This window comes from Bradyrhizobium sp. AT1 (assembly GCF_001590795.1).
Classification (GTDB): domain Bacteria; phylum Pseudomonadota; class Alphaproteobacteria; order Rhizobiales; family Xanthobacteraceae; genus Bradyrhizobium.
Map to the genome: position 1 here is coordinate 3,713,489 of NZ_JXDL01000001.1, position 15,140 is coordinate 3,728,628.

Sequence of the window (15,140 nt, forward strand, 5' to 3'; positions counted from 1 at the left end):
CATCACGCTCGCCGCTGCAAGGATACAACTCGCAATGGCGAGAGCAATTATCAGGCCACCCGCTTGATGGCGTCGCCGAGAATCGAGACGATATCGTCGATGTGGCTCTTCTCGACGATCAACGGCGGCGACAGCGCGAAGGAGTCGCCGCTCATGCGGAAGTACAGCCCGCGATTGAAGCAGTCGACCATGACGTCGTAGCCACGCGCACCGACCGCACCATCGCGCGGCGACAGCTCCACCGCGCCCATCAGGCCGCAATTGCGGATGTCGATGACGTTCGGCAGCCCCTTCAGCGAATGCAGCGCATCGCGCCAATATTCGGCGATCGAGGCACCGCGCGTCAGCAGGCCCTCGTCCTTGTAGATGTCGAGCGTCGCGATACCCGCGGCGCAGGCGGTCGGATGCGCGGAGTAAGTGTAGCCGTGGAACAGCTCCATGACGTTCTCCGGACCGATCATCATGGCGTCGTGCACCTTGCGGTGCGCGAACACCGCGCCGCAGGGAATGGTGCCGTTGGTGATGCCCTTGGCCGTCGTCATCAGGTCCGGCGTGACGCCGAAGAAATTGGCGGCGAACGGCGTGCCGAGGCGGCCGAAGCCGGTGATGACCTCGTCGAAGATCAGGAGGATGCCGTGCTTGTCGCAGATCTCGCGCAGGCGCTGCAGATAGCCCTTCGGCGGCGGCAGCACCGCGGTCGAGCCCGGCACCGGCTCGACGATGACGGCGGCGATGGTTTCGGCGCCATGCAAGGCGACCAGACGCTCGAGATCGTCGGCGAGCTCGGCGCCATGCTCCGGCTGATCCTTGGCGAAGGCGTTACGGGTGAGGTCGTGGGTGTGGCGGATGTGATCGACGCCCGGCAGCAGGGTGGCGAAGGCGCGTCGGTTCGCGACCATGCCGCCGACCGAGGTGCCGCCGAAGCCGACGCCGTGATAGCCGCGCTCACGGCCGATCAGCCGGGTGCGGCTGGCTTGGCCGTTGGCGCGGTGATAGGCCAGCGCGATCTTCAGCGCGGTGTCGACCGACTCGGAGCCGGAATTGGTGAAGAAGATGCGGTCGAGGCCCTTCGGCGCGATCTCGGCGAGACGCTCGGCGAAGTCGAACGCAAGCGGATGGCCCATCTGAAACGACGGCGCGAAGTCCAGCGTCATCAGCTGGCGCTCGACCGCGGCGGCGATCTGCTTGCGGCCGTGGCCGGCATTGACGCACCACAGGCCGGCGGAGCCGTCGATCACCTTGCGGCCATCGACCGTGGTGTAGTGCATGCCCTCGGCCGAGGAGAACAGGCGCGGTGCCTTCTTGAATTGCCGGTTGGCCGTGAACGGCATCCAGAACGAGTCGGTCTTGATAGTGTTCGGAATCTGATGAAGGGTCACGGCCGCGCTCCTTTGCTGACCCGCTAGCAGAGGCACGGCTTGGAATGCGCAACAAGTCCTTTTCTGCTCAGCCGCAACCCATTGATTTGTCTGGGGCTGCTGGTCCATATTTGCGCGATCCGCAACACCAGCAACACGGGACTTGGGCATGAGCGTCGACATCGGTGGACGACTGCGATTCATCCGGGCGCGCCACAAGCTGTCGCAACGGGAACTCGCCAAGCGCGCCGGGGTCACCAATTCGACGATCTCGCTGATCGAGTCCAACCAGATGAACCCCTCCGTCGGGGCGCTCAAGCGCATCCTCGACGGCATCCCGATGGGGCTCGCCGAGTTCTTCGCGCTGGAGCCGGAGTTAAGGCGCAAGATTTTCTACCGCGCCGAGGAGCTGACCGAGGTCGGCAAGAAGCCGATCTCGTTCCGGCAGGTCGGCGACAATCTGTTCGGCCGTAGCCTGCAGATCCTGAAGGAGCGCTACGAGCCTGGCAGCGACACCGGCCGCGTCCACCTCGTCCATGAGGGCGAGGAAGGCGGCATCGTGATCTCGGGCAAGCTCGAGGTCACGGTCGAGGACGAGCGGCGCGTCCTCAATCCCGGCGACGCCTATTATTTCGAGAGCCGCCGTCCGCACCGCTTCCGCTGCGTCGGCGGCAAGCCCTGCGAAGTGATCTCGGCCTGCACGCCACCGACATTCTGAGCGCGGCCGCCCATCGCATGTCCTGCGCCGACACCGATAGATTACGGAGCTTGAGCCATCTCAATTTCCGCAACGGCCAGGCGCGATATATTACGAAACGTAGCCGAGCAGCCTGGCTTAGAGGTGCTGAGGTTATGGCCCCGGACTCCTAGGCTCTCCGGGGCCGCTTCGTAGACGGAGCTCGCGCATGAAGACCACCCCAGCCAATGTCCAAGCTGAAGCCGTGCCCAGCATACCTCTGCGTGATGCGGACAAGCTCCACTCGCGCGAGCTGCGCAAGGCGATCGCCGAATATATCGAGCAGCAGCGAGAAGCGGTGAAGGCGCTCCGCAGGAAGCTGAACTGACCGGATCGGCGCGACGGCACGGCCTCGACCGCTCGGCTGCTCCCGGCGCGGGCCTCTGCCGACATCGACAATTTTTCGGGCTCGATCCGCTAGAGCGGAGATGTCTTTAGGTTGAATCGATGGCCGCGGGTCTTTCACCTCTCCCGCTTGCTGGAGAGGTTGCGCCAAAGGCGCGGGTGAGGGCTTTCTCCTCTAGGGGAGTGTCCCATTGCGGATACACCCTCTCGCCAACCCTCTCCCGCAAGCGGGAGAGGGAGCGCACCTCCGTCGTCGCGACGATCGAGCTTCAACCTTTCAAGACTGCGTCAACAGTTCCTCGATCTTGATCGGGAACTTGCGGACGCGCACGCCGGTCGCGTGCCAGACCGCGTTGGCGACCGCGCCGGCGCTGCCGGTGATGCCGATCTCGCCGACGCCCTTGATGCCGAGCGCGTTGACGTGCGGGTCGTGCTCTTCGACCGTGATCACGTCGAGCGGCGGCACGTCGGCATTCACGGGGACGTGGTACTCGCCGAGATTGGCGTTCATGATCCGCCCGGTCCGGCGATCTGTAATCGCCTCCTCGTGCAGCGCGAAGGACAGGCCCCAGATCATGCCGCCGAACAGCTGGCTCTGCACCATCCGCGGATTGACGATCCGCCCGGCCGCGAATGCGCCGACCATGCGGCTGACACGGACTTGGCCGAGTTCGGGATCGACCTTCACCTCCGCGAACACCGCCCCGTGCGCGTGCATCGCATATTCCTCCATCGCCGCCGGGTTCGGCGCGCCGGTGCCGCGGGCCTCGACTTCAGCGACGCCGGCGCGCGCGAGGATCTCGGCATAGCTCTCGCCGCGGCTCTCGTCGTCGCGCCGGACCAACCGGCCGCCGCGTGCGATCACGCCGGCATTGCCGGCGCCGAACAGCGGCGAGCGCTCGTCACCCGTCGCAAGCTCGGCGAGCTTCGCAATCACGGCCGCGCCGGCGCTGTGGATCGCCGCACCAGCGGTTGCCGTGTGCGCCGAGCCGCCAGCAATGCCGGCATCGGGCAGGTCGGAGGTGCCGGCCTTGAACGCGACGCGGTCGATATCGAGCCCGAGTTCATCGGCGGCGATCTGCGCCAGCGCCGTCCAGGCACCCTGCCCCATGTCGTGCGCGCCGATCTCCATCACGCCCGAGCCGTCACGGCGGATTGCCGCGCGTGCCTCGGCCTGAAACATCAGCGCGGGGAAGGTCGCGGTGCCCATGCCCCAGCCGACCAGAAGGCCATCATCGTCGCGCATCTGCCGCGGCTGCAGCGACCGCTTGGCCCAGCCGAAGCGCGCCGCGCCCTGCTCGTAGCAGGCACGCAGCGCTTTCGAGGAGAACGGTTTTCCCGTGATCGGCTCGACCTCGGCATAGTTCTTCAGGCGGAAGGCGAGCGGATCCATGCCGCAGGCCCAGGCCATCTCGTCGATCGCGCTCTCCAGCGCGATCGAGCCGGTCGCCTCGCCGGGTGCCCGCATGAACAGCGGTGTGCCGGTGTTGACTCGCACGGCATCGTGCGAGGTGCGGATGGCCGGCGCCGCATAGAGCGTGTGCGAGGCATCGGCCGCCGGCTCGTAAAAGTCGTCGAACGTGCTCGACACCGTCCGCGCATGATGATCGAGCGCGGTCAGACGTCCCTCGCCGTCGGTGCCGAGGCGCAGGCGCTGGCGGGTCGGCGCGCGATGGCCGACCGGGCCGTACATCTGCTCACGGCGCAGCACGAGCTTGATCGGCCTGCCCACCAGCTTCGTCGCCATGATGCCGAGCACAGGCGGGCCGCCCATGAGGCCCTTGGAGCCGAAGCCGCCGCCGAGGAAAGGACTGCGGATGTGGATCTTGTCGTGCGCGATGCCGAACAGCTCGGCGATGCGCGCCAGCGACAGCTTCAAACCCTGGGTCGGCATATCCACGGAGAGGCTGTCGCCGTCCCATTGAACCACGATCGCATGCGGCTCCATCGCGTTGTGATATTGCGGCGGCGTCTCGTAAGTCGCGTCAATCTGCTTTTCGGCCGCGGCAAGGCCCGCCTCGACATCGCCGCGGTGATTTTCGGTGGGATTGCCGACGCCAACGACCGGCGGCACGAAGCTCTCGCCGGCGTCGAGGCCGACCAGCGGGGGCAGTGTTTCGTAGCGCGGCGCCAGCAGCGCCGCGCCTTCGGTCGCGGCTTCAAGCGTTTCCGCGATCACGACCGCGATGGGCTGGTTGGCATAACGCACTTCGTTGCTGTGCAACGCCTCCATCCGGAACACGAACGGATTGGTCTTGATCTCCGGATCGATCGCGAGCTGCGGCTTGTGCTCCGGCGTCATGACGTCGACGACGCCGGGATGCCGCTTGGCGGCGGCGACATCGAGGAAGGTCACGCGGCCATGGGCGATGCTGGACACGGCGATCACCGCGAACAGCATACCGGGCGGATGATTGTCGGCGGCATAGGTCGCCTGCCCCGTGACCTTGAGAAAGCCGTCGCGGCGGGTCAGCGGCTGGCCGATGTTCGAGCCGTGGCGCAGATGGGCGGGTGCGCTGGTAAGATTGAGCTCAGGCATGGAAGGCTCCGGAGGTCGAGGCAAGGGGAGAGGCCGGCAGCGCCGGCAGACGCGCGGGCGTGCCCGCGGCGGCAAGTCGCAGCGCGCGCACGACGATGCGGCGCGCGAGCTCGATCTTGAAGGCGTTGTCGCCGGACGGTTTTGCGTCGGCGAGCGCGCGCCAGGCGGCTTCCTGGAAGGCGTCGGTCGTCGGCGCGACACCCGTCAGCACATCCTCCGCGGCGCGGGCGCGCCAGGGCTTTGCCGCAACGCCGCCGAGCGCAAGCCGCGCCTCCGCGATCTTGCCGTTCTCGATCCGCAATGCCGCAGCCGCCGAAACGACTGCAAAGGCATAGGAGGTGCGCTCGCGGACCTTGAGATAGCGCGCATGCGCCGCAAAGCCGCGTGCCGTCGGCGGCAGCCGCACCGCGACGATGAGATCGCCGGGCTCGAGCACGGACTCGCGCTCGGGCGTGTTGCCGGGCAGGCGATGCAACGCGTCGAGCGCGATCTCGCGACGGCCGCCCTTGCCCTCGATCTCGACCACGGCATCGAGCGCGACCAGCGGCACGCAGAAATCCGAGGGATTCGTGGCAATGCAGCTCTCGCTCCAGCCGAGCACGGCGTGGCCGCGGTTTTCGCCGTCACGGGCATCGCAGCCGCTGCCGGCCTCGCGCTTGTTGCAACGGCTGGCAGTGTCGTAGAAGTACGCGCAACGCGTCCGTTGCAGCAGATTGCCGCCGACCGTCGCGGCATTGCGCAATTGCGCGGAGGCGCCGGAGAGCAGCGCCTCGGCGACAGCGGGATAGGTCGTTGCAAAGGCCGGGTCATGCGCGAGATCGGCATTGCTCACCAGCGCGCCGATGCGCAAGCTACCGTCGGCGAGCGTCTCGATGGCATCGAGCCCGTCGAGATGGGTGACATCGACCAGGCGATCCGGACGGCTGATATTGCCCTTCATCAGGTCGAGCAGATTGGTGCCGGCGGCGAGATAGACGGCGCCCGGCTGGGCCGCAGCGGCGACGGCCTCGGTGACCGTGGCGGGCCTGACGTAATCGAACGGTTTCATGCCGAGCGCCTCTGGTTGGTTTCGTCCATCTGTCCTTGCGCGTCGAGCACGGCATCGACGATGCCGGCATAGGCGCCGCAGCGGCAGAGATTGCCGCTCATACACTCGCGAATGCGCTCTGGGTCGTTGCCGGCCTGCGCCTCCTGCATCATGCCGATCGCACTCATGATCTGGCCGGGCGTGCAGAAGCCGCATTGAAAGCCGTCATGCGCGATGAAGGCGGCCTGCACCGGGTGCAGCTGGTCGCCACGTGCGACCCCTTCGATGGTGAGGATGTCGGCGCCGTCATGGCTGATGGCGAGCGCGAGGCAGGAATTGATGCGCTTGCCGTCGACCAGAATGGTACAGGCGCCGCACTGGCCGCGGTCGCATCCCTTCTTGGTGCCGGTGAGATGGAGGCGCTCACGCAGGAGATCGAGCAGCGTGACGCGCGGATCGTCGAGGACGAAATCGCGCCGCGCACCGTTCACGGTGAGGCTGATGGAGTGGTTCATACAAGGCTCCGATCAGATTTGGACATGAGTCATCGTGCAGCGCGCCACCGCCGTGGCCGCTGTCGATAGGCGCCGACCGGGCGGAAGCCGGCCGGCAGCCAGGCGAAGATACGGAGGCACCCTCCGCTTAACAAGGGCCGCCGAAAAATATTTGGAATTCGTCAAAAGCCCGTGCGTCGACAACGCGATGCAGCCCTGCGGGGGTCCGACAAGGGTTCAATCTAACCAATTCGTGATCTACATTGGCCGCATGGACGACCACACCGACCAGATTCGAAAGCCCCGTGCCGACGCCGTGCGCAATCGCGAGCGCGTGTTAGAGGCGGCGAAAGCGGTGTTCAGTGCCGGTGGCCCGGAGGCGAGCCTCGAGGCGGTGGCGAAACGTGCCGGCGTCGGCATCGGCACGCTCTATCGGCATTTTCCGACGCGCGAGGATCTGTTCGAGGCGGTGTACCGGCGCGAGGTCGAACAGCTCAGCGAGCTCGCCGAACATTTGCGTGCCGCCAAGGACCCGGTCGACGCGCTGCGCCGCTGGCTTCGCTCAGGTGTCGAATTCGTCGCCACCAAAAAGGGGATGGTGGCAGCCCTGGCGCTTGCGGTGCAAAGCGGGTCCGAGCTGCACGCCTTCTCGTTCGATCGCCTGACCAAGGCGACCGGCTCTCTGCTCGACCGCGCAGTTTCGGCCGGCGAGTTGCGCGCCGACATCGGTCCCGAGGACCTGCTGCGCGCGTTCTTCGGCATGTGCTACATCCACGACCAGCCGGGCTGGCAGTCAACCGCACTGCGGCTCCTCGACGTGTTCGTCGACGGCCTGCGGGTGCAGCCGGCGGGCAAGGCCAAGACAGGGACCAGCAAGGCGCGCGCCGCCAGGCCCGCCAGACCCGCGGTGAAACGCAAGCGATAGCGCCAGCGTATCTCCCTGAGGTCATGCTAGGATCAGCATGCCGGGATTTCAACGCGGAGCCTGTCATGCGCATTGCCGCCGTGCTCGTCGCTATCAGCCTTGTCTTCAGCTCGACCGCAGCCCTCGCCGACGATGTTGCCACAGCGCAGGGCGTCATCCGCGCCCAGGAGCAGGCCTTGGTCCGCGGCGATGCGGCCGCCGCCTATTCCCACGCCGCGCCGGCGATCAAGCAGATCTTCCCCGCGCCCGATATATTCATGTCGATGGTGCAGAACGGTTACGCGCCGATCTATCGCCACAAGAGTTTTGACTTCGGCGAGAGCAAGAGCGAGGGCAGCTGGATCTCCCAGCGCGTTCATATCATCGACGCCAATGGCGAAGCGTGGGAAGCGCTGTACACGCTCGAGCAGCAGGCGGACGGCAGCTACAAGATCACCGGCTGCTCGCTGCTGAAGGCGGGACAGTCGGTCTAGGTCGCAAGGCCCGGCCCGGTCTTGACCGAGCGCATCCGCGAGCGGACCAAGAGCAGCACGACGATGCTGATGTTGACCGCGTTCCACGCCACGCCGTTGGTGAACGCTGCAGCATACGAGCCTGTGGCGTCGAAGATGACCCCCGACACCCAGCCACCGAAGGACATGCCGAACACCGAGGCGAAGATCACGATGCCGACGCGCGTCGCCGCCTCGCTCGCCGGCATCGCCTCGCGCACGATGATGGCATAGCTCGGCACGATGCCGCCCTGGAACAGGCCGAACATCGCGGAGATCAAATAGAGCGAGGTGAGGCTGTCGAAGAACAGATAGAAGACCAGCGCAAAGCCCTGCGCCAGCGATCCCACCAGCAGCGTGCGGATGCCGCCGATCTTGTCGGCGAGATAACCGGAGCCGATCCGGCTGATGATGCCGCAGCCCATCATCAAGGACAGCATCTCGGCGCCGCGCGCCACGCCGTAGCCGAGATCCCCGCAATAGGCGACGATATGCACCTGCGGCATCGCCATGGCGACGCAGCAAGAGATGCTGGCGATCGAGAGCAGCACCGTCAGCGTGTTGGTCGACAGCTTGAGATCGACGCGGGGCGGCGGCGCGTTGGCGTGATCGCGAACGTGGTCGTCACCCATCTGCGCGCGCAGCACGAGGACCAGGAGCGCCATCGTGCTGGCGCAGACGATGCCGATGCCGATATGGGTGTAGCGCCAGCCGATTTCCTGCGTGCCCCAGTTCACGATCGGCGGCCACATCGTGCCGGCGACGTAGTTGCCGCTGGCGACGATGGTCACGGCGAGGCCGCGATAGCGCTCGAACCAGTGCGAGGCTTCCGCCATCAGCGGCGCGAAGGTCGCCGACGTGCCGAGCCCGATCAGGAAATAGGCGGCGACGAACTGCCAGAGCTGGCCCGACAGACCTGCGAGCACATTGGCGACGCCGAGGAACGCGATGCTGATCGCCATCGCGAGCACGATGCCGAAGCGATCGGTGATTTTGCCGGCGATCACGCCGCCGAGCCCGAAGCCGAACATCATCAGCGTGAAGGCGAGCGACACCGCACCGCGCGTGGCACCGAATTCGGTCTGCACCACGGGAATCACGACCACGACCGCCCACATGCCGACGGCCCCGATCGAGCCGATCAAAAGGGCAAGGACGAGCCGCACCCAGGCCTGACGGGAATCAGGGGTGAAGGAATCCGGTGTTTGTCCTGAGTGATTTGGCGCGAGCACGGCGCAGACCATGACCCGCGGATTGTCGCGTGGTCAACCATTGTGCCGCGATATTGGGCATGCGCGGTGCACTGCGGTAATAAGCTCTTGGCGAATGCGTCTTTTATCATTAGTTTGCAACAAGCGCGTGCAACATTGCCGCGCGGAACACATGTCGGCCGGATGTTGCTGCGATTGACACGATCGATGCGGATCAGGGTGGGGCGGATCATCGCCCTCGCCTATCTGTTCTGCGTGCTCGCGCCGGCGGCAAGCCTCGCCTGGGGCAGCGGTCCGGCGCCGTGTCTCGATGAATCCGCGCTGACGGATCCGATGCCGCGGCATCACCAGATGGCGGCGGCTCACACGCATGGCGGCGCGTTGCACGACCATGAACACATCCATCAGCAGACCGCCGGGCAGGACGCGCCCGCGCCGCATCATCATGGCGGCAAGGGAACCGTCGGTCCGTGTTGCGCAATGATGTGCCTGAGCGCGTTGCCGGCGGATCTTCCGACCGTCGCCAAGCCGCTTCTGCCCATCTCCGCCTGTGCGCCCGAGATCGTGGCCAGCTTGCACAGCGCGGCGCCGCCCCTGCACTACCGCCCTCCCATCGCCTGATCTGACGCGTCGATTTCGGGCCGTTGCGCGCGTTTGCGCGCGCGGACCTGTGGTCTTTCAGATCAGGGATAAATCATGCTTACGCTTTCCGGGGCGGAGTCCGCCGCATCATCTGCGGTGAGTGGACGACACTTTCGATTCCATTGGCCGCTGCTGGCCGCAACTGCGCTGGCGCTGTCCGGCTGCATGCCGGCGACCACGCAGGTCGCGGCCGCCGATCCCGCTGATCCCGCGGCGAAGGTCGCGCCTGTCGGCTATCGGTCGACCATCTCGCCCTACACCAACCTGCGGCCTGCGGCGCCGGCCCCGTGGCGCGGCCGCAACGACGCGGTGACGCCGCAGCCGAAGCAAGACAAGTAGGAGCGCGCCATGACACGCCATTTTGCGCGAGGCCTGCTCGTGCTCACTGCGTTCAGCATCTCCGGCTGCGCCGCGTTCTCGCCCGACAGCGGTATGAACGCGGTCTCGGATCTGACCAGCCAGACCATCAACAAGGACGTCGCCTTCGTGCGGACGGCTGAGGGCGCCGGCGCGGTCGATGCGCGCGTTCGCCAACTGCTGGCACGAACGCTCAGCGTCGACGCTGCCGTGCAGATCGCGCTGCTCAACAACAAGGGACTGCAGGCCGCCTATAACGAGCTGGCGCTGGCCGAGACCGATCTGGTCGAGCAGAGCCTGCCGCCCAATCCGGTGTTCTCGATCTCGCGAATCACGGGCAACGGCGCCAGCGAGATCGAGCGCCAGGTGGTCGGCGACATTCTCGCGCTCGCCACGCTGCCGTTCCGCTCCGACATCGCCCGCGAGCGCTTCCACCAGGCTCAGTTGCGCGCGGCGCTGGCGACGCTGCGGCTCGCGGCGGACGTCCGCCGCACCTATGTGCGCGCCGTCTCAGGCAACGAGATGGTGGCGCTGCTGACGGATGCGAAGGCGACGGCGGAATCCACCGCGCAACTTGCGGTCAAGCTCGGCGAGACCGGCTCGATCAACAAGCTCGACCAGGCCCGCGAACAGGTGTTCTACGCCGAAACCACCGCCGACCTCGCCACCGCGCGGCAGAGCACTGCGAGCGCACGCGAAAGGCTCGCGCGCCTGATGGGATTGTGGGACGGCGGCCTCGACTTCCGTCTGCCCAATCAGCTTCCGCCGCTGCCGCGTCGGCCGCAGGCCCTGCCTGGAATCGAAGCCGACGCGGTGGCCCATCGCATCGACCTGCAGATCGCGCGGCTCGAACTGACGGCGCTGGCGAAAGCGTTGAACCTCACCGAGGCGACGCGCTTCGTGACGCTGCTCGATCTCGCCGGCATCTCCCGCCGCACGCAGGATCCGGAAGGAGCCCCGTTCCGCGAGCGCGGCTTCGACGTCCAGTTCCAGATCCCGATCTTCGACGGCGGCGAGGTCCGGGTGCGGCAGGCGGCGGAGACCTACAATCTCGCCTTCAACCGCCTCACCGAGCGCGCCGTCAACGTGCGCTCCGAGGCGCGCGATGCTTATCGCGTCTATCGCTCGACCTACGACATCGCCAGCCACTACCAGCGCGAGATCATTCCCCTGCGCAAGATTATCACCGAGGAGATGCAGTTGCGCTTCTCCAGCATGCAGGTCGACATCTTCGCACTGCTCACCGAGGCACGGCAGCGACTGGCGTCGCTACGCGGCGCGATCGAGGCCAGGCAGAGCTTCTTCCTCGCCCAGTCCGACTTGCAGACCGCCGTCAATGGCGGCGGTACGCCCGCCGCCGGCGGCGACAATTCAACCACCATCGCCGCGGCAGCGCCTGCCGATGCCGGCGGCCACTGAGATGGAGACCGAAATGTTTTCCCGCCGAGGATTTTTGGGGACCGCCGCGCTTGCCAGCGCGTCGGTCGTCAGCGGCCGCGTGCAGGCCGCGTCGATTCCGGAAGCACCAACAATGGACAAGGTGGTGATGCAGCCGCCGCTACATCCGATCAGCGGCCCCGACTATCGCCCCGTGGTGACGCTGAACGGCTGGTCGCTGCCGTTCCGCATGAACGGCGACTGGAAGGAATTCCACCTGGTCGCCGAGCCCGTGGTGCGCGAATTCGCGGAAGGCATGAAGGTGAATCTGTGGGGCTACAACGGCCAGTCGCCGGGCCCGACCATCGAGGCGGTCGAGGGCGACAAGGTCCGTATCTTCGTGACCAACAAATTGCCCGAATATACCACCGTGCACTGGCACGGCATGATCATTCCAAGCGGCATGGATGGCGTTGGCGGACTGACGCAGCCGCACATCGAGCCCGGCAAGACCTTCGTCTACGAGTTCGAGATGAGGAAGAGCGGGACCTTCATGTACCACCCGCACTCCGACGAGATGGTGCAGATGGCGATGGGCATGATGGGCATGGTCGTCGTGCATCCGCGCGATCCGAACTTCCGCGCCGTCGACCGCGACTTCGTGTTCGTGATGAGCACCTATCGCGTCGACCCCGGCACCTATCTGCCGCATGTCAACGAGATGACCGACTTCAACATGTGGACCTGGAATGCGCGGGTGTTTCCCGGCATCGATCCGCTGCCGGTCAGGCTTGGCGACAAGGTGCGCGTGCGCATCGGCAATCTCAGCATGACCAACCATCCGATCCATCTGCACGGCCACAGCTTTGCGGTGACCTGCACCGACGGCGGCTGGGTTCCGGAGAGCGCGCAATATCCGGAGACGACGACCGACGTGCCGGTCGGTGCCGTCAGGGTGTTCGACGTGCTCGCCGACAATCCCGGCGACTGGGCGTTCCACTGCCACAAATCGCACCACACCATGAACGCGATGGGACACGACGTGCGCAATTTGATCGGCGTGTCGCGCAAGGATCTCGCCAAGGCCGTCGGCAAGCTCGCGCCGGATGCGATGGCGATGGGCTCGACCGGCATGGCGATGGGCAACATGGAGATGCCCGCGCCCGACAACACGCTGCCGATGATGACCGGCACCGGCCAGTTCGGCGCGATCGAGATGGGCGGCATGTTCACCGTGATGAAGATCCGCGAGGACCTTGCGCGCGACGATTACCGCGATCCCGGCCCGTACAAATTCCCGCAAGGCACCGTCGCCTACGAGGTCACCGCGCCCGATGCGGAGCCGGCACGGCAGCGGCCGGGCGGCCCGCCGATGAAACACAAGATGTGAGCGTTTCGATGAACCACCAACTGGAGATGACGATGAAGACGATCAAACTTGGCCTCGCGCTGCTCGCGCTGTCCGCTGCGCCGACCTTCGCGCACGACAAGCACGCTCGCGCGAGCTTCTCGGCCGGCGAACCCGGCGATCCCAACAAGCCCGCGCGCACGATCGAGATCCTGCTCAACGAGATGGACTACGCACCCGCCCGGATCGAAGTCCAGCGCGGCGAGCAGATCCGCTTCGTGCTGCGCAATGTCGGCAAGGAGGACCACGAATTCCTGCTCGCCACCACCAAAGAGAATCTCGCGCATGCGGTGGAGATGAAGAAGCATCCGCACATGGAGCATGACGATCCCAACGGCGTGCGCCTCGCCCCGAGCAAGACGGCCGAGATCCTCTGGAAATTCAGCAAGCCCGGCACGTTCGAATATTCGTGCCTCATCCCCGACCACCGCGACAACGGCATGGTCGGCCACGTCACCGTCAAGTAACGACAAGGAGCCCCCATGAACCGCATCATCCGTATCACCGCCGCGCTGGCGCTGACGCTGGGCACTACCACCGCGACCCTGGCGGCCGGAGCCTCGATCAGCGGCGAGGTCAAGAAGATCGACGAGGGTGCCGGCAAGATCACGCTCAAGCACGGACCGGCCAAGAGCCTCGGCATGGATGACCCCATGACCATGGTCTACCGCGTCAAGGACCCCGCGATGCTCAAGCAGGTCAAGGTCGGCGACAAGGTGACGTTCGAGGCCGAGGAGGCGGCGTCGGGGTACACGGTGACCAAGATGGACAAGGCGAAGTAGACCCCTCCTACTCCACTGTCATTCCGGGGCGCGCCTCTTGGCGCGAACCCGGAATCCAGCCATCCCCCGACTCCGCGGCCCGATGGATTCCGGGTTCGATGCTTCGCATCGCCCCGGAATGACGAGCTGAGGCCCCGAAACACCCCGGTCCGCCGCTCTTCCCACCCTCCGTTAACCCTTTGCTAACCATACACCCGGCAAGAATTGCCGGGTGAAGTCGAGTGTCGTCGGCCGCGTAAAACGGGGGGATCCCTGTGGACGCCAGTGCGGTGCCTCACTTTCGGAACGGCGGCCCTTCGGCCGCCGCGCAGACGTTTGGGGCGCGCGGACGGCAGTCGCGCGGGGAGGCAGCTACCATGGTCGACGTCACCGCGGGACAGGGCGTAGGCAGCGCAAGGCCCTCGATTCCCTCCCTCAACGACATCGTCAACGTCCTCAAGCGCGGCGACATCGCGCTGGCGCTCGGCGTCCTCACCATCCTGGTGGTGCTGATCCTGCCGCTGCCGGCGATCGTGCTGGACCTGTTCCTGGCGATCTCGATCACGCTGTCGATCCTGATCCTGATGACTTCGCTGTTCATCCAGACGCCCCTGGAATTCTCGGCCTTCCCGACCGTCCTCTTGATCTCGACCATGCTGCGCCTGTCGCTCAACATGGCCTCGACCCGGCTGATCCTGTCGCACGGGCATGAGGGCACGGCGGCCGCCGGTCACGTCATCGAGGCCTTCGGCAGCTTCGTGATGGGCGGCAATTTCGTCATCGGCATCATCGTCTTCGCGATCCTGATCATCGTCAATTTCGTCGTCATCACCAAGGGTTCGGGCCGCATCGCCGAAGTCGCCGCCCGCTTCCACCTCGACGCCATGCCCGGCAAGCAGATGGCGATCGACGCCGACCTCGGCGCCGGCCTGATCGACGAGACGGTCGCCAAGCATCGCCGCAAGGAGCTGGAGGACGAGAGCGGCTTCTTCGGCGCCATGGACGGTGCCTCGAAGTTCGTCCGCGGCGATGCCATCGCCGGCCTCCTGATCGTCTTCATCAACGTCGTCGGCGGCATGATCATCGGCGTGGCGCAGCAGGGCATGTCCTTTGCCGACGCCGGGCGCAGCTACACGCTGCTGACCGTCGGTGACGGCCTGGTCACCCAGGTGCCGGCGCTGATCGTCTCGACCGCGGCCGGCCTGCTGGTCTCCAAGGCCGGCGTCTCCGGCGCTGCCGACAAGGCGCTGATGAAGCAGTTCTCCGGCTATCCGCAGGCGCTCGCGATGTCCTCCGCGGTCATGCTGGTGCTGGCGGCGCTGCCGGGCATTCCGACCCTGCCGTTCCTCGCGCTCGGCGCCGGCGCCGGCGCGCTGGCCTGGAACGCCCGCAACCGCAACCGCGTCACCGCCAGGGCCGAGGAAGCCGCCAAGGCCGCGCCTGCTGCCGGCCAGCCCGGCGCACCGGGC

16 protein-coding genes are annotated in these 15,140 nt (G+C 66.3%); 11 read left to right on the plus strand and 5 right to left on the minus strand.

From position 1 onward, the window contains the following. Positions 1 to 50: 50 nt before the first annotated feature. The gene (gene aptA, locus SE92_RS17320; RefSeq protein WP_063196885.1) at positions 51 to 1,379 is read right to left on the minus strand and encodes an omega-aminotransferase AptA; all 1,329 of its coding nucleotides are present in this window, start codon (positions 1,377 to 1,379) and stop codon (positions 51 to 53) included. 148 nt (positions 1,380 to 1,527) lie between these two features. On the opposite strand from aptA, the gene SE92_RS17325 reads away from it, so the two are divergent. Next, positions 1,528 to 2,076 (plus strand): cupin domain-containing protein, encoded by a 549-nt coding sequence (locus tag SE92_RS17325; protein WP_063196887.1) that lies wholly within the window; start codon positions 1,528 to 1,530, stop codon positions 2,074 to 2,076. Positions 2,077 to 2,263: 187 nt separating this feature from the next. Next, the gene (locus tag SE92_RS36700; protein ID WP_198172672.1) at positions 2,264 to 2,422 is read left to right on the plus strand and encodes a hypothetical protein; all 159 of its coding nucleotides are present in this window, start codon (positions 2,264 to 2,266) and stop codon (positions 2,420 to 2,422) included. Between the two features lie 294 nt (positions 2,423 to 2,716). Here the strand turns inward: SE92_RS36700 and SE92_RS17330 are convergent, their stop codons facing one another. From SE92_RS17330 to SE92_RS17340, 3 genes are read right to left on the minus strand one after another with little or no spacing between them, the layout of a single operon-like run. Next, on the minus strand, positions 2,717 to 4,978 hold the full coding sequence (locus SE92_RS17330; protein ID WP_063196889.1) for a xanthine dehydrogenase family protein molybdopterin-binding subunit: 2,262 nt from the start codon (positions 4,976 to 4,978) through the stop codon (positions 2,717 to 2,719). After that, positions 4,971 to 6,026, minus strand: coding sequence for an FAD binding domain-containing protein (locus tag SE92_RS17335; protein ID WP_063196890.1), 1,056 nt, complete (start codon positions 6,024 to 6,026; stop codon positions 4,971 to 4,973). Before SE92_RS17335 ends, SE92_RS17330 begins: the two co-directional genes overlap by 8 nt. Next, positions 6,023 to 6,520: a (2Fe-2S)-binding protein gene (locus SE92_RS17340; RefSeq protein WP_063196892.1), complete on the minus strand. Its 498-nt coding sequence runs from the start codon at positions 6,518 to 6,520 to the stop codon at positions 6,023 to 6,025. Before SE92_RS17340 ends, SE92_RS17335 begins: the two co-directional genes overlap by 4 nt. A 250-nt stretch (positions 6,521 to 6,770) precedes the next feature. On the opposite strand from SE92_RS17340, the gene SE92_RS17345 reads away from it, so the two are divergent. Beyond that, on the plus strand, positions 6,771 to 7,424 hold the full coding sequence (locus tag SE92_RS17345) for a TetR/AcrR family transcriptional regulator (RefSeq protein WP_084251839.1): 654 nt from the start codon (positions 6,771 to 6,773) through the stop codon (positions 7,422 to 7,424). 65 nt (positions 7,425 to 7,489) lie between these two features. Further along, positions 7,490 to 7,897: a DUF4864 domain-containing protein gene (locus tag SE92_RS17350; protein WP_063196896.1), complete on the plus strand. Its 408-nt coding sequence runs from the start codon at positions 7,490 to 7,492 to the stop codon at positions 7,895 to 7,897. Here SE92_RS17350 and SE92_RS17355 read toward each other — a convergent pair. After that, a complete protein-coding gene (locus SE92_RS17355; RefSeq protein WP_063196897.1) occupies positions 7,894 to 9,159 on the minus strand; it encodes an MFS transporter in 1,266 nt (421 codons plus the stop codon). The genes SE92_RS17350 and SE92_RS17355 overlap by 4 nt on opposite strands. 75 nt (positions 9,160 to 9,234) lie before the next feature. On the opposite strand from SE92_RS17355, the gene SE92_RS17360 reads away from it, so the two are divergent. The 7 genes from SE92_RS17360 to SE92_RS17390 all read left to right on the plus strand — a co-directional run. Beyond that, on the plus strand, positions 9,235 to 9,747 hold the full coding sequence (locus tag SE92_RS17360; protein ID WP_245324630.1) for a hypothetical protein: 513 nt from the start codon (positions 9,235 to 9,237) through the stop codon (positions 9,745 to 9,747). Between the two features lie 75 nt (positions 9,748 to 9,822). Further along, positions 9,823 to 10,107 carry a hypothetical protein gene (locus SE92_RS17365; RefSeq protein ID WP_063196901.1) on the plus strand — a complete coding sequence of 95 codons (285 nt, stop codon included), beginning with the start codon at positions 9,823 to 9,825 and terminating at the stop codon, positions 10,105 to 10,107. Positions 10,108 to 10,116: 9 nt separating this feature from the next. Then, positions 10,117 to 11,544 carry a TolC family protein gene (locus tag SE92_RS17370; RefSeq protein ID WP_063196902.1) on the plus strand — a complete coding sequence of 476 codons (1,428 nt, stop codon included), beginning with the start codon at positions 10,117 to 10,119 and terminating at the stop codon, positions 11,542 to 11,544. A gap of 13 nt (positions 11,545 to 11,557) precedes the next feature. Continuing rightward, a complete protein-coding gene (locus tag SE92_RS17375) occupies positions 11,558 to 12,892 on the plus strand; it encodes a multicopper oxidase family protein (RefSeq protein ID WP_063203596.1) in 1,335 nt (444 codons plus the stop codon). Positions 12,893 to 12,924: 32 nt separating this feature from the next. Then, positions 12,925 to 13,377: a cupredoxin domain-containing protein gene (locus SE92_RS17380; RefSeq protein WP_063203597.1), complete on the plus strand. Its 453-nt coding sequence runs from the start codon at positions 12,925 to 12,927 to the stop codon at positions 13,375 to 13,377. Between the two features lie 15 nt (positions 13,378 to 13,392). After that, positions 13,393 to 13,692, plus strand: coding sequence for a copper-binding protein (locus SE92_RS17385; RefSeq protein ID WP_063196904.1), 300 nt, complete (start codon positions 13,393 to 13,395; stop codon positions 13,690 to 13,692). Positions 13,693 to 14,048: 356 nt separating this feature from the next. Then, positions 14,049 to 15,140 (plus strand): FHIPEP family type III secretion protein (locus SE92_RS17390; protein ID WP_198172675.1); only part of this gene is annotated, 1,092 nt, incomplete at its 3' end.

Bases quoted from the DNA above. Each gene is read 5' to 3' on its own strand.
- SE92_RS17340 (WP_063196892.1), bottom strand. From the start codon at position 6,520: ATGAACCACTCCATCAGCCTCACCGTGAACGGTGCGCGGCGCGATTTC.
- SE92_RS17345 (WP_084251839.1), top strand. From the start codon at position 6,771: ATGGACGACCACACCGACCAGATTCGAAAGCCCCGTGCCGACGCCGTG.
- SE92_RS17330 (WP_063196889.1), bottom strand. From the start codon at position 4,978: ATGCCTGAGCTCAATCTTACCAGCGCACCCGCCCATCTGCGCCACGGC.
- SE92_RS36700 (WP_198172672.1), top strand. From the start codon at position 2,264: ATGAAGACCACCCCAGCCAATGTCCAAGCTGAAGCCGTGCCCAGCATA.
- SE92_RS17370 (WP_063196902.1), top strand. From the start codon at position 10,117: ATGACACGCCATTTTGCGCGAGGCCTGCTCGTGCTCACTGCGTTCAGC.
- SE92_RS17355 (WP_063196897.1), bottom strand. From the start codon at position 9,159: ATGGTCTGCGCCGTGCTCGCGCCAAATCACTCAGGACAAACACCGGAT.
- SE92_RS17335 (WP_063196890.1), bottom strand. From the start codon at position 6,026: ATGAAACCGTTCGATTACGTCAGGCCCGCCACGGTCACCGAGGCCGTC.
- SE92_RS17385 (WP_063196904.1), top strand. From the start codon at position 13,393: ATGAACCGCATCATCCGTATCACCGCCGCGCTGGCGCTGACGCTGGGC.
- SE92_RS17325 (WP_063196887.1), top strand. From the start codon at position 1,528: ATGAGCGTCGACATCGGTGGACGACTGCGATTCATCCGGGCGCGCCAC.
- SE92_RS17365 (WP_063196901.1), top strand. From the start codon at position 9,823: ATGCTTACGCTTTCCGGGGCGGAGTCCGCCGCATCATCTGCGGTGAGT.
- SE92_RS17350 (WP_063196896.1), top strand. From the start codon at position 7,490: ATGCGCATTGCCGCCGTGCTCGTCGCTATCAGCCTTGTCTTCAGCTCG.
- SE92_RS17375 (WP_063203596.1), top strand. From the start codon at position 11,558: ATGTTTTCCCGCCGAGGATTTTTGGGGACCGCCGCGCTTGCCAGCGCG.
- SE92_RS17380 (WP_063203597.1), top strand. From the start codon at position 12,925: ATGAAGACGATCAAACTTGGCCTCGCGCTGCTCGCGCTGTCCGCTGCG.